The sequence below is a fragment of the Actinoplanes sp. NPDC049316 genome (assembly GCF_040677315.1).
In the GTDB taxonomy this organism is placed as follows: domain Bacteria; phylum Actinomycetota; class Actinomycetes; order Mycobacteriales; family Micromonosporaceae; genus Actinoplanes.
Genome location: NZ_JBFAQM010000017.1, coordinates 45,357 through 59,100 on the forward strand (window position 1 = coordinate 45,357; position 13,744 = coordinate 59,100).

10 protein-coding genes and 1 tRNA gene are annotated in these 13,744 nt (G+C 72.6%); 9 read left to right on the forward strand and 2 right to left on the reverse strand.

What is annotated here, in order from left to right; all coding sequences use genetic code 11:
• Positions 1-8 precede the first annotated feature (8 nt).
• Entirely contained in the window at positions 9-545 is a 537-nt protein-coding gene (locus tag AB0K03_RS24320) for a sigma-70 family RNA polymerase sigma factor (RefSeq protein WP_364688521.1), read from the reverse strand.
• Between the two features lie 132 nt (positions 546-677).
• Between AB0K03_RS24320 and AB0K03_RS24325 the strand changes: the two genes are divergently transcribed.
• From AB0K03_RS24325 to AB0K03_RS24350, 6 genes are all read left to right on the forward strand, one after another.
• A complete protein-coding gene (locus tag AB0K03_RS24325) occupies positions 678-2,339 on the forward strand; it encodes a copper resistance protein CopC (RefSeq protein ID WP_364688823.1) in 1,662 nt (553 codons plus the stop codon).
• A 168-nt stretch (positions 2,340-2,507) separates the two neighbouring features.
• Positions 2,508-5,876, forward strand: coding sequence for a hypothetical protein (locus AB0K03_RS24330; RefSeq protein WP_364688523.1), 3,369 nt, complete (start codon positions 2,508-2,510; stop codon positions 5,874-5,876).
• Positions 5,877-5,939: 63 nt separating this feature from the next.
• Positions 5,940-6,239 carry a pentapeptide repeat-containing protein gene (locus AB0K03_RS24335; RefSeq protein WP_364688525.1) on the forward strand — a complete coding sequence of 100 codons (300 nt, stop codon included), beginning with the start codon at positions 5,940-5,942 and terminating at the stop codon, positions 6,237-6,239.
• A 94-nt stretch (positions 6,240-6,333) separates the two neighbouring features.
• Positions 6,334-6,924, forward strand: coding sequence for an oligoribonuclease (gene orn, locus AB0K03_RS24340; RefSeq protein ID WP_364688527.1), 591 nt, complete (start codon positions 6,334-6,336; stop codon positions 6,922-6,924).
• A gap of 175 nt (positions 6,925-7,099) precedes the next feature.
• A tRNA-His gene (locus AB0K03_RS24345) sits at positions 7,100-7,175 on the forward strand.
• A gap of 416 nt (positions 7,176-7,591) precedes the next feature.
• Complete coding sequence (locus AB0K03_RS24350) at positions 7,592-8,992, forward strand: LPXTG cell wall anchor domain-containing protein (protein WP_364688529.1); 1,401 nt, start codon at positions 7,592-7,594, stop codon at positions 8,990-8,992.
• Between the two features lie 384 nt (positions 8,993-9,376).
• On the opposite strand, the gene AB0K03_RS24355 is transcribed toward AB0K03_RS24350, so the two are convergent.
• Positions 9,377-9,982: a MarR family transcriptional regulator gene (locus tag AB0K03_RS24355; RefSeq protein ID WP_364688531.1), complete on the reverse strand. Its 606-nt coding sequence runs from the start codon at positions 9,980-9,982 to the stop codon at positions 9,377-9,379.
• A gap of 415 nt (positions 9,983-10,397) precedes the next feature.
• Here AB0K03_RS24355 and AB0K03_RS24360 point away from each other — a divergent pair, with 415 nt between their 5' ends.
• The 3 genes from AB0K03_RS24360 (at position 10,398) to dhaL (ending at position 13,744) form a co-directional block, all read left to right on the forward strand.
• Complete coding sequence (locus AB0K03_RS24360) at positions 10,398-11,987, forward strand: DHA2 family efflux MFS transporter permease subunit (RefSeq protein WP_364688533.1); 1,590 nt, start codon at positions 10,398-10,400, stop codon at positions 11,985-11,987.
• A 108-nt stretch (positions 11,988-12,095) separates the two neighbouring features.
• Complete coding sequence (gene dhaK / locus AB0K03_RS24365; RefSeq protein ID WP_364688535.1) at positions 12,096-13,097, forward strand: dihydroxyacetone kinase subunit DhaK; 1,002 nt, start codon at positions 12,096-12,098, stop codon at positions 13,095-13,097.
• Positions 13,097-13,744: a dihydroxyacetone kinase subunit DhaL gene (gene dhaL / locus AB0K03_RS24370; RefSeq protein WP_364688537.1), complete on the forward strand. Its 648-nt coding sequence runs from the start codon at positions 13,097-13,099 to the stop codon at positions 13,742-13,744. The genes dhaK and dhaL overlap by 1 nt, the downstream gene beginning before the upstream one ends.

The following is a 13,744-nucleotide window of genomic DNA, read 5'->3' on the forward strand; positions in this document are numbered from 1 at the left end:
CGTGGCCGTCAGCCGGCCTGTGCCGCGGCGACCGCCGCCACCAGCTCCTCCCTCGCCCGGGCCACCCGGGACCGGATCGTGCCGACGGGGACATCCTCCACCTCGGCGGCCTCCGCGTAGGACAAACCGAGCACCTGGGTCAGCACGAACGCCGTCCGCCGCTCCTCGCCGAGGCGGCGCAGCAGGTCGGCGGCGCCCAGCCGGTGCGCGGGGTCGGGGTGCTGCGGCGGGTCGGTCCAGGCCTGGGCGGCGAGCCGGGCGTCCAGCCGGCGGCGGCGCACCACCGCACGCAGATGGTCGGCGCAGGTGCGCCGCGCGATGCCGAGCAGCCACGTCCGCACCGAGGCCCGTGCCTCGAAGGCGGGCAGCGCCTTGAAGGCGCGCAGGTACGTCTCCTGCGTGAGGTCGTCGGCGGCGCCCGGGTCGACCAGCGCGGCGGTGAACCGCCAGACCTCGGCCTGCGTGCCGCGGACCAGGGCGGCCTGCGCGCCGGCGTCGCCGGCCCGGGCCCGCAGCGCCAGCGCGGTGAGGGGGTCGGGTGTCACCGCCGAATCGTACGCGGGCGAGAAATGCCGGACCGGTGCGGAACTATGGGCGCTGCCCGGACGACCCTTCTAGGTCCGCCCGGCGGGCAGCGCGCCGACCGCGTTGCCGGGACCGCTGAGCCATCGGGGAGCATTGCTCGCATGACCGTTGATCGACGCCGGGCTTCGGCCGCCCTCGCGGGGCTGGTGTTCGGGATGCTCTGCGCCGTTCTCGGGCCGGCCGGCCCGGCGAGCGCGCACGCCGCCCTGGTCGCCAGCGACCCGGGCAGCAACACGATCGTGCCGGACGCTCCCAACAAGGTCACGCTGACCTTCAGCGAGTCGGTGCAGCTGATCTCCGGCAAGATCCAGGTACTGGCCCCCGACGGCAGCCGCGCCGACCAGGGCGAGCCGCAGGCCGCCGGCAGCACGGTCACGATCCCGCTGCGCTCCGGCGGCGGCCGCGGCACCTATCTGGTGAGCTACCGCGTCGTGTCCGCCGACAGCCACCCGGTCGCGGGCACGCTGACCTACTCGGTCGGTGCGCAGTCCACCCCGCCGAGCGAGGACCAGGTCGCCGAGTCGGTCGACCCGGTGGTGCGGGCACTGATCCCGGTCGGCAAATACCTCGGGTACGCCGGCCTGGTGCTGCTCGTCGGCCCGGTGCTGGTCCTGGCGCTGCTGTGGCCGCACCGGCTCTCCCGCGTGGGGCCGGCCCGGCTCGTGTGGACCGGCGTGGGCCTCGTGCTGGGCAGCACGGTGCTCGCGTTGTGGCTGCAGGCCCCGTACACGACCGGCACGGGACTGTTCGACGTCTCCGGCGGCGACCTGCGCGACGTGCTGGGCAGCACGTTCGGCGCGGTCATGCTCGTGCGCCTCGGCGTGATCATCGCGGCCGCGTTCCTGCTGCGGCCCCTGCTGACCGGCTCCGGCGGCGACTCCCGGTCCGACCTTGCCCTGCTCGGCGTCCTCGGCGTGGCCGCGCTGGCCACCTGGCCGCTGACCGGGCACCCGACCGCCTCACCCGTCGCCGGGGTCTCGGTCGTGGTCGACGCGATCCACCTGGCGGCGATGGCGGTCTGGCTCGGTGGCCTCGTCATGCTCGTCGGGTTCCTGCTGCGCAGAGCCGACGAGCGTGAGCTCGGCGCGATCCTGCCGATCTGGTCGCGCTGGGCGGCCACCGCGGTCGCCGCGCTCATCCTGGCCGGGACCGTGCAGGCGCTCATCGAGATCGCGTCGTTCAAGGGCCTGTACGACAGCACGTACGGCCGGCTCATCCTCGCGAAGGTGGCGCTGGCCGCGACGGTGATCGGCGTGGCCGCGTACTCCCGGAAGCTGGTGCGCAGCCGCAGGGCCGAGACCGGACCGGGCACCCTGCGCCGCGTCGTGGCGGTGGAGCTGGCGATCACTGCGGTGGTGCTCGGCGTGACGGCCGCGGTGGTGCAGATCGCGCCGCCGCGTACGGCCGAGGCGGCGGAGGCCGGGCAGAACAACACGACCATCACGCAGACGGTCTCCGACGACTCGGTCAGCCTGCAGGTCGACGTTTTCCCGGCGACCGTGGGCAACAACTCCCTGCACCTGTACGCGTACACGCCCGACAACAAGCCGCTGCCGGTCGTCGAGTGGATGGCCACGGCCGCGTTGCCCGCCAAGGGGATCGAGCCGATCGAGGTGCCGTTGCTGCGCATCACGGACTTCCACGCGGTCGGCGACATCGCGCTGCCGGCGGCGGGGGAGTGGACGTTCAAATTCACCGTACGCACCAGCGACATCGACCAGTCCACGCTGACGATGAAGGCGACCATCTCGTAGCCGCCGTACCGCCTCGCGAGGCCCACGCTCCCGGTGAGCGTGGGCCTCTCTTTTTGCTCGTCAGCGGTGTCTCTCACGCTTATAGGGTCTAAGTAACCGTTTATCCATTTTGGTGTTATTTGGATCTGTATGGTCTGCGCAGTACGCACCGAGAAGGGGGAGATCGACATGCGGGTGCTCCGCACGATCCTCGGCATGCTGTTGCTGACCGCGGGACTGCCGGCGCTGCTGGCGGGAGGCGCCTTCTGGGCCGCCATGCAGCACCGTGACGCGGGCGGCGCCTTCAGCGGAACCATGCAGCGGGTGGCGACCTCCGGGTACGCCGTGGTCGTCGACGACGTGGACGAGCTGCTGCGCAAGGACGCGCCGTTCGCCCGCTTCGGCGACACGCGGCTGCGCCTCACGGCCACCTCGGGCGACGCGCCGGCCTTCGTGGGCCTCGCACCCCGCGACCGCGCCGACGCGTACCTCGCCGACATCCCGCGCATCTCCGTCTCGGCGATCGACCTGGGCACGGGGGCGCTGCCGGTGACCAGCAAGCTCGTACCGGGCACCCGCGCCCCCGAGCAGCTGCCCGGCCGGGAACGCTTCTGGCTCGCCGCGGGCGTCGGCGCGGTCGACTGGAACCCGACCATGCTGCGCGACACCCGCTACAGCCTGATCATCATGAACCCCGCGGCGCAGCCCGGCGTACGCCTCGAGTCCACCGCGGCCGTCCGCCCCGGCTGGCTCAACCAGGCCACCTGGGCCCTCCTCGTCGGCGGCACCCTCCTCGTCATGCTCGGCATGATCATCCTCGGCTGGCCGGCCCGCCGCCGCGAGGTCGTCTACGTCGTGGAACCCAGCCAGGTCCCCGACCTCATGCAGGCCATCGGCGCCCCGCTCCCGCTGAGCCGCGTCGGCGGAGGCCGCCACTCGGCCACCCACCGCCCCCGTACGCTCGCCGACTGCCAGCCCCGAAGCCGTCCACCGGCACTGACCTGGCCGCCGTCGGGCAAGTCGACCAAGCCGTCGGAGCGCGGCGCGGCCATCCCGATGCCGGCCGCTGCCCCGGCTGCCGCGCCTGAGCCTGTCGCTGCCGGATCCGCTGCCTCGGCTTCCTCGCCGGGCGCGGGCTCCCTGGCCACCGCGGCTGCCGCTTCCTCGCCGGTTGCCGCTTCCTCCGGTCCGGTTTCTTCCGGTTCGGCCGCTTCGGTTCCGGCCTCTTCCGGTCCGGCCCTCTCCGGTCCGGCGTCTTCGGATCTGGCTTCTCCTGGCTCGGCTTCTCCGGGTGTGGCTTCTTCCGGTCCGAGCTCTCCGGCGCCGGGCGAGCCCCTCAACTTGATCACGCCGCGGAGCACGCCGGCGCCCGGCGCCGCTACGCCGGACCCGGTCGTCACCCGTACGCCGGCCCGCCGCCGATCCACCGCGCCGCAGCCCACCGACCCGCCGATCTTCCAGGCGTCGGCGGTGGGCGCCTGGGTCGCGGAGACGGCGGCGGCCCGGGCCCGCGAGACAGAGGCGCGTGCGGCTGCCGCGCTGAGCGCGTCCCGCAAGGCCGATCAGGGATCGTCCGCGTCTGGTGCCCGCGCTGCCGCTGCCGGCCCCGCCGCTTCGGATGCTCCTGCTGCCGCTGCTTCGGTGGCTGAGTCGGGCATGCCGGCCGGGCCGGCTCCGTCAGGTCGATCCGCCGGGTCTGTGCCGGACGGCTACGACGTGGTCGTGGTCGGGCTCTCGGTGCCCAAGGGTGCGGACAAGACGGACAATTCCGGTGCACCGGCTTTCGTTACGCCGGCTTCCGCGGCGCCGGCGCCTGCTTCCGTGACGCCGGCGCCTGCTTCCGTGACGCCGGCGCCTGCTTCTGCTGCGCCGGCAGCTACTTCCGCCTCCGCTGGGTCGGCGCCCGCTTCCGCGGTGCCGGCGCCCGCCTCCGCGGTGCCGGCCAAGCCGGCGGTAGCCAAGCCGGCCGCGACGGAGCCCGTCGCGACGAAGCCCGCCGCAACCCAACCGACGGCCGGTGCCGTCCCGTCGAAGCAGCCTGCGGGTGCTCCTCCGCGCCCGGCCTCCGGCAGTGACAAGGAGGCAGCCGCCCCAGCGGTGAAGACGACCCCGTCGACCCCTGCCCCGACCTCGCCTGCGACGTCGGCTGCGTCGCCTGCCGCGGCGTCGACCGTCTCGGCACCCTCCACGACGTCGACCGGCTCTGCGTCGTCCGCGGATTCGGCACCGTCGGGGATCCTCGCCTCCGCCCACGTGCGGACGGACCGGTCACCCACGCCTACTCCGCTGGCGCCGTCGGCCTCGAAGCCGGCACGTCCCGTCAAGGCGACCCCGCGGAACGCCCTGTTCGGTGGCCCGTCGGCGAACGCCTGGGCTGCGACCGGCCTCACCAGGGCCGACTCCGGCCGCGTGGGCACTTCCGCCGACGCTGCCAAACCGTCGACGCCGCCTGCGGCGAAGCCGTCCACCGGGCCTGCTGCCGCTCCGGCCGCGCCTGCTGCTCCTGCGGTGCCTCCTGCTGCGGCCGTGCCTGCTGCTCCCGGTGTGCATGCTGCTCCCGCTGTGCCCGCGGCGAAGCCGTCCACGGCGCCTGCCGCTGCACCAGCCGCGCCTGCGGCGAAGCCATCCACCGCGCCCGCTGCGGCTCCGGCCGCGTCCACCGCGGCCAAGCCGGCTCAGCCGGAGGTCACCGGCAAGCCGGCCAGGGGAGACACCGCGCCGACGCCGGCCAAGCCGATGTCCCCGGCTCCCGTTCCGTCGTCGCCGACGGCCCCGCCGCCCGCTCCGGCCCCGAACCCGGCGCCCGCCCGTCCGGCGGTCCCGGCGCCGTCGCGGCCGACCGAACCCGCCCGGGAGCCGGTCCCCGCCGGCTCGGCGAAGGGGGAAGCCGGCAAGCAGACCTCGTCGGCGCCGTCCCAGGGGCCGGTCGACGCGGTCCGGGCGGAGAAGCCGGCGGACGCGCCGGAGACTCGGATCGCCGGGCAACGTACCGAGCAGCGCGGCGTGAGCGTGCAGCCTGCGCAGACCTCGACGACAGTCGCGGAACCCGCGAGCCAGACCAAAGCTGGTTCCCCGCCCAAGGTGGCTGAGCAGGCCAAGCCCCTCAACCAGCAGAAGGCGGTGGAGCAACCGAAGCCGGTCGACCAGCAGAAGACGGTGGAGCAGCCGAAGCCGGTCGACCAGCAGAAGACGGCGGAGCGGCCCAAGCGGCCTGAGCAGCAGAAGCTCGCGGAGCGGCCCCAGCAGCAAGCCGAGCAGCAGAAGGTTACTGAGCAGCCGAAGCCGGCCGACCCGCGGAAGGCCGCCGAAGAGAGCGGCCGGCAGAAGGTCGCGGACCGGCAGGAAGCGGCCGATCAGCCGAAGACCACGGCAACTGCCAAGAAGGGCCTTCTCGGCAGCTACAAGGACGAGGTCGCCGAGCTGCTCAGCGGCGGGAAGGCGAAGCGGCGGCGGAATGTCACGGCCTCCGGGTTGCCCGCTCCCGATCCGGAGATGCAGGAGCCTCCGATCAAGCTGACGCGGCCGCCTCGCCGTGGCCGGGGAGCCGGCAAGGACTGACAACCACATCATCGGAAGCCCCGGGCGACGAAGCCCGGGGCTTCCGTCTTGCTGCCGACGGGCATGGAGGCAACGCGCTTGGAGGTTGCGCGCCCAGGAATCGCGCGCTTGGCGGCCGCGCCCAGAGGCCGCGCGTCTGAAGCCGCGTGTCTGGAGGGCGCGCGTCTGGAGGGCGCGTATCTGGAAGCCGCGTGTTTGGCGGGCGCGCGCCTCCGGAGTGCCGAAAGGGCCCTCCGCGCTGCCGACGCGGAGGGCCCTTTACCGGGGGAACGGAGTAACCGAAGGGGGGCTTCGTCCGTTAAGCACAGTTTAGCCCCTCGGGGGTCGAACTGGGTAGTCCTGGCACCAATACGGACAATCTAGGGTGAATGAGCGGTACGGGGCGTGTGGGTCCCGAACAGGTGGGTGCGGCGACACGTGCCCGCGCGTGCCGCCCTGCACCGCGTAGGCTGATCGCGTGGCGGATCTTCTGGTATGGATCGACTGTGAGATGACCGGGCTCGACCTCGGCAAGGATGCCCTGATCGAGGTGGCGGCCCTCGTCACCGACCCCGATCTCAACGTGCTGGGCGACGGCGTCGACCTCGTCATCCACGCCGACGACGCCGCGCTGGACGGGATGCCCGAGGTCGTCCGCGAGATGCACGCGAAGTCCGGCCTCACCGAGGAGGTACGCCGCTCCACGGTCACCATGGCCGAGGCCGAGGAGGCCGTCCTCGCGTACGTGAAGCAGTTCGTGACCAGCCCGCGCACCGCCCCCCTGTGCGGGAACTCGATCGCGACCGACCGGGGTTTCCTGGCCCGCGACATGCCGGCGCTCGACGGCTTCCTGCACTACCGCATGATCGACGTCTCGTCGATCAAGGAGCTGGCCCGCCGGTGGTACCCACGCGTGTACTTCGGCCAGCCGCAGAAGGGCCTGGCGCACCGGGCGCTCGCGGACATCCGGGAGAGCATCCGGGAGCTCGAGTACTACCGCCGCACGATCTTCGTCCCGCTGCCCGGCCCGGACGTCGACCAGGCCCGAGCCATCGCCGCGGACCTCTAGCGCCGGCAACCCGGCCCGGGGAAGCTGCCGGTCAGGGGCCGCAGCCGACTGGCCGGCCGGCGAAGACGAAGAGCTGCGCCGCGCCGGACGGTAACCCGGTCGACGGCCGGGCGGGGGATCCGGCTATGCTTGTCCGGCGCACGCTGCGAGGGCTTCCTCGGCGGCGAGTGGCATGGTGGTCGTAGCTCAGCTGGTAGAGCACCGGGTTGTGGTCCCGGGGGTCGCGGGTTCGAGTCCCGTCGATCACCCCACGAAAGCCCGCTCCTAGGAGCGGGCTTTTTGCTGCCCCGGGGCCGCCCGCGCCGCCCATGCCGGCCCGCGCCGCCCATGCCGGCCCGCGCCGCCCATGCCCCGCCCATTCCGCCCGACGGCGCCTGCTGTCCGACGGCGCCTGCTGTCCGACGGCGCCTGCTGTCCGACGGCGCCTGCTGTCCGACGGCGCCCGCTGCCCGAGGGCGCCGACCCTGCCGACGGGCGCCCGCGCTGCCCGAGAGCCCGGCCGCCCGGAGGGCTTCGGCGCAGGCGTCCCGACGGGCCGTCCGCACGATCCGTCCCTTCGTTCCGGTCACGGTCCTGAGTCGACCGCGCGTGACCTTCGCCGGTACCCACGGCCTCGCCGGGATGAGTAGGGTGTGCCCCTCTTTCCTATCCACGGGGGTACCACCGCATGACCAGAACCTTACGATTCGTCGTCGCTTCGGCCGCGGCGCTGCTCGGGTCGGCCGTCCTGCCCGGCGTCGCGGCCGCTGCTCCGGACACCCCGGATTCCGTACGGCTGGAATCGGTCGGCGAGCGCTCCATCGAGTCCGGGCGCATGTCGGGGCTGCATTTCCGGCCCGGCGGCATCACCCGTGGGCCCATCGGCGTGCACAACCGCAACGGTTCGACGGTCGACGGCCTCGTCGCGCAGCTGACGTTGCCCAGCGACGATTTCCTTTTCGCCCGCCGCTACGACAACTGCTGGTACGCGCTCGAGGGCAAGCCGGACTCGGCGTGGTGCGAGTTCGACACGAAGATCCCCGATCAGGCCACGCTGCAGCTGGCCGGGCCGGTCGTGAAGGCCGCGGATGACGCGGGCCCCGCGCTCAACGAGGCGGTCACCGTACGCTGGGTCAGCCGCGCCTGGGCGCAGGCGGCGGGCGGCATCGAGGCCCTGTCCAACGAGGACGCCACGGCGGGCACCACCGCCGTACGCGGCTCCGGCGGCACGCTCACGCTCGAGGCGGGCTCACCGTGGTTGAGCACCTTCATGGGCGCCGCCACCATGTTCCCCGTCCACGTGGCGCCGACCGATGGCCCGTCGGGCGCCCCGGACATCCTGCCGCCGTCGAACCCCGACAGCGCCGACCTCGACGCCGTGCAGGAGCGTACGGCCGCCGGCGAACGCCCGAAGGCCACGTCCGTCAAGCGCGGTGAGGTCGTGCCCGGCGTGATCGGCGTCCGCAACGCGGGCGACGCCGCGGTGGACGGCCTGGTCGTCGAGCTGCGTCTGGCCGACGACGACATGATCTTCGCCAAGAAGTACGACAACTGCTGGTACGCCCTGGAGGGCAAGCCGGACTCGGCCTGGTGCGAGTTCGACCGCGCCCTCGCCCCCGGCGCCACCCTCAAGCTCGGCAGCGGCGTGGCGATCGCGACCCAGCAGCGCCTCGGTGACATCACCAAGGACATCCGCTTCCGCTGGGCCGGCTCCGGGTGGGCGCAGGGCCACGGGGGCGTCCACGATCTCGCCGAGATGTCGGCGACCCCGGGCACCGACGTGGTCCGCGGGACCGAGGGCACGCTGACCCTGGCGGCCGGTTCCCCGGACCTCAAGCCGGGCCTCACCGGCGCGGCCGACTACATCCTGTTCACTGTGCCGCCGGTCGCCGACGAGCCCACCACGCCGCCGGCCACCCCGGCCGCCCTGCCGGCGACGCCGGGCACGGGGGGCGGCGAGGGTGGGGGCGGCCTGCCCATCACGGGTACGCAGACCGCGACCGTCGCGGGCGTGGGCGGCGGGCTGCTCGTCGCAGGCCTCGTCGGGTACGCGGTGGCCCGCCGGCGCAGGACCCGCTTCATCGCCTGATCCGCACAGGCAAGACGCCCTCGGCGCCCCGGTCCGTCACCGGCGCCGGGGGCGTTCTGCTGGGTGGCGTGCCCGCGGGCACTCGCAGGCTCGTCGAGCACGGGCCGCCTGCGGACGACGAACCGAAGCGGCAGTCCGGTGTGGTCCGTCGGAGGACGGAAGAGCCGGAGGACGAGAAGAGCCGGAGGACGGAAGAGTCGGAGGGCGAGAAGCGCCGGAGGGCAAGAAAAAGCGCCGTTGCGAATTCCACGGGGGAAGAACTCGCAACGGCGTTGTCAGTGAGAGTAGTCGATGGAGTGTCAATCGTCCATCTCGGCCGTCGAAAATGCCTCAACAGGCACTCCGATCCGGGCCGGTGTGCCTGCATCACCCCTCAGCTGAGGGTCAGTCGATCGCCGGACCGGCCGCCGCGGAGCGTTCCTCCGGTCGCGGGTCGCCCGGGCCGATCGCCGCCGGGCCGGCCGGCGTGGAGTCCGCCCCCGGACGCCGGCCGTCCCGGGCGATCGCCGCGGGGCGCTCGGCCGGGCACGGGTTACCGGGGTCGATGGCCCGCAGGATGCGGCGGCTGATCTCGGCGAGCCGGCGGGTCTGTGCCTTGGTGAGGGGGTCGAAGACCAGGGTGCGGGCCGCCTCCACGTGACCCGGAGCGGTCGCCGTGACCTTCTCCCAGCCGGCGTCGGTGAGGATCGCGAGGGTGAAGCGGCCGTCGGTGGGGTCGGGGGTGCGGCGTATCCACCCTCGCTTCTCGAGCCGGCCGACGGCCTGGGACATCCGCGGGAGGGAGCCTTCGGCGAACATCGCGAGCCGGCTCATCCGCATGCTGCGCCCCGGCGCCTCCGACAGCGCGGCCATCGTCTGGTACTCGAAGAGGCTGATGCCGGCGTCACGCTGCAGTTGGGCGTCGAGGGCGGACGGGAGCCGTACGAGCAGGCCGGTCAGCGTGCACCAGGTCTGCAACTCCTCGGCGTCCAGCCAGCGGGGCTCCTCCACTCCGCCACTATAACTTAAGCGATTAAATGACCCGCGTCTCAGATCGCTTGCCTGTTTAAGTCACCGTGGCTACGGTTCACTCAACTGTTGAAGTCATCGACCCTCAAGGGCATCGTGGGCGGCGATCCCGGCGGGAGCATCTTGCCAATCCGGCAAGGGCCTTTGCCGTTTGCGCCGACGTGGCCGATGATGGTCATCGCCGGGCGCAGCGGCCGCAACTGGGAAAACACGGCGCGCAACGGAGCGTGCCCTGTTACCGTCCGCGAGCGGAGCCCCGGCACGTCCAGCCAGAGCTGAAAAGCAGAGACCAACGGACTAAGTGAGACAAAAGGGCCGTCGAGACCGGCGGACCTGACGCCGCCCGCGGGGGATGCGCGGCCATCGGCGCCCGCCGCCCTATCGGAGAGATTCGCTTGTGACCAGTCAACCCGTGGCCGCGCCCGACAAGCTGGACGCCGCCGTACTCAAGATCGCCGGGGTGGTGGTCCTCGGCGCGATCATGTCGATTCTCGATGTGACCGTGGTGAGCGTCGCGCTGCCCACGTTCCAGACCGAGTTCGACGCCTCGTACGCCCGGGTCGCCTGGACCATGACGGGCTACACGCTGGCGCTGGCCACCGTGATCCCGTTGACCGGCTGGGCCGCCGACCGGTTCGGCACGAAGCGCCTCTACATGGCCGCGCTCGTGCTGTTCACGCTGGGCTCCGGGCTGTGCGCCACCGCCGACTCGATCGGCGAGCTCATCTCGTACCGGGTGCTGCAGGGCCTGGGTGGCGGCATGCTGATGCCGCTCGGCATGACCATCATGACGCGGGCCGCGGGCCCGCAGCGGATCGGCCGGCTGATGGCCGTGCTGGGCATCCCGATGCTGCTCGGGCCGATCGGCGGCCCGATCCTGGGCGGCTGGCTCATCGACATCGCGAGCTGGCACTGGATCTTCCTGATCAACCTGCCGATCGGTGCGGTCGCGCTGGTGTACGCGTGGCTGGCGCTGGCCAAGGACACCCCGGAGCCGTCGGAGTCGTTCGACTTCGTCGGCATGCTGATGCTCTCGCCCGGCCTGGCGCTGTTCCTGTACGGCGTGTCCTCGCTGCCCGAGGCCGGCACCTTCGCCGCCACCAAGGTGTGGCTGCCGATGGCTGTCGGCGCCCTGCTGGTCGTGGCCTTCGTGCTGTACTCGTTCAAGCCGAAGCATCCGCTGCTGGACCTGCGCCTGCTGCGCGACCGCAACCTGACGGTCGCGTCGGTCACGATCGCGGTGTTCACGGTCGCGTTCATGGGTGCGGGCCTGCTGTTCCCCAGCTACTTCCTGCAGGTACGCGGTGAGTCGACGCTGCACGCCGGCCTGCTGATGGCGCCGCAGGGCATCGGCGCGATGGTGACCATGCCGATCGCGGGCATGCTGGCCGACCGGATCCCCGTGGGCCGCACGGTGCCGTTCGCGATCGTGTTGATGGCCGCCGGCTTCTTCACTTTCACGCAGGTCGGCACGGACACGTCGTACGTGCTGCTGTGCGGGTCGCTGTTCGTCATGGGCCTGGGCATGGGCGGCACGATGATGCCGATCATGACGTCGGCGCTGAAGACGCTGACCAACCACGAGGTGGCCCGCGGGTCGACGCTGCTGAACATCCTGCAGCAGATCGCCGGATCGATCGGCTCGGCGACGATGTCGGTGATCCTGACCAGCGAGCTGAACGACTCGCCGGCCATCCCCGGCGTGGTGGACCCGCAGACCGGCGCGCCGGTCACCGAGGCGGGCCTGGCGATCGCCGCGCAGCAGAACCCGGCGCTGACCCAGCAGTTCCCGGTGGACCCGGGCGTGCTGCAGCGGGGGCTGGAGTTCGTGGCGAACTCCTTCTCGTCCACGTTCTGGGTGGGCTTCGTGCTGATGCTGCTGACCCTGGTGCCGGCGTACTTCCTGCCGCGCCGCCGCCAGGTCGCCCACCTGAACGATGAGGAGCGCAGCGGCGAGGCCGCGCCCACCCCGGTGGTTCTGCACTGAGAGAAGGCACGGAACCCCGCGGGGAGCGAGGCGGTCACGGAAGGTCCAAGTCGGCGTAGCTTGTGGGTTGGCAGCTCACTCCAGCGAACACCGGCGAGGAGTCAGGCGATGAACAAGCTCATCAACGACCCGTCCACTGTGGTTTCCGACGCGCTCCGCGGGATCGCCGCCGCCCATCCCGACCTTCATGTCGATCACGAGAACCGCGTCGTGCACCGCGCCGACGCCCCGGTCCGCGGCAAGGTCGGGCTCGTCTCCGGCGGTGGCTCCGGGCACGAGCCGCTGCACGCGGGCTTCGTGGGGCCCGGGATGCTGGACGCCGCCTGCGCGGGCGAGATCTTCACGTCGCCCGTACCGGATCAGATGGTCGCCGCCACCAAGGCGGTCGACGGCGGCGCCGGGGTGCTGCACATCGTCAAGAACTACACCGGCGACGTCATGAACTTCGAGATGGCCGCCGAGCTGGCCGAGGCGGAGACCGGGGTGGCCGTGGTCTCCGTGGTCACCGACGACGACGTCGCCGTGCAGGACAGCCTCTACACCGCGGGGCGCCGCGGCGTGGGCGTCACCGTGCTGGTCGAGAAGATCGCCGGCGCCGCCGCGGAGGAGGGCCGCCCGCTCGCCGCCGTCGCCGACGTGGCGCGCAAGGTCAACGCGAACGGCCGCAGCATGGGCGTGGCGCTGACCTCGTGCACCGTGCCCGCGGCCGGCAAGCCGACGTTCGACCTGCCGGACGGCCAGATGGAGGTCGGCATCGGCATCCACGGCGAGCCGGGACGCCGCCGGGTGCCGACCGCGCCCGCCGCCGAGATCGCCGAGATGCTGGTGCAGCCGATCCTGGCCGACCTCGACTTCACCGGCGGCGACGGCGTGATCGCGTTCGTGAACGGCATGGGCGCCACCCCGCTGATCGAGCTGTACGTGATGTACCACGAGATCGCGACGCTCCTCGGCAAGGCCGGGGTGTCGATCGCCCGGTCGCTGGTCGGGCCGTACATCACCAGCCTCGACATGGCCGGGTGCTCGGTGACGCTGGTGAAGGCCGACGACGAGATCCTGCGCCTCTGGGACGCCCCGGTGCAGACGCCGGCGCTGCGGTGGGGGCGTTGATGACGCCCGGGGTGGACGCCGCGGCCGTGACCGCCTGGCTGCGCGAGTTCGCCCGGCTCGTCGCCGAGAACAAGGACCTGCTGACCGAGCTGGACTCGGCGATCGGCGACGCCGACCACGGCATCAACATGGACCGCGGCATGACGGCGGTGTCGGCCGCGCTCGAGAACGAGTCCGGCAAGACCCCAGCGGCGCTGCTCAAACGCACCGGGATGACGCTGGTCAGCACGGTCGGCGGGGCGAGCGGCCCGCTCTACGGCACCGCTTTCCTGCGCATGGCCACGGCCGCCGGGGACGCCGAGGGCCTCGACGGTGAGAGCTTCGCCAAGGTCCTGCGCGCGGGTCTCGACGGCGTCGTGGCCCGCGGGAAGGCCGAGCTCGGCGACAAGACGATGGTCGACGCCCTCACCCCCGCGGCCGACGCGCTGGACGCCGCGCTCGCCGCCGGGAAGCCGTTCGGCGAGGCGCTGCAGGCCGCCGTGCGGGGTGCCGAGCAGGGCCGCGAGGCGACGATCCCGATGATCGCCCGCAAGGGCCGCGCCAGCTACCTCGGCGAGCGCAGCGCCGGCCACCAGGATCCCGGCGCCACGTCGGTGACGCTGCTGGTGACGGCCGCCGCGGCGGCGCTCGGCGGCGGCGGGGCCTGA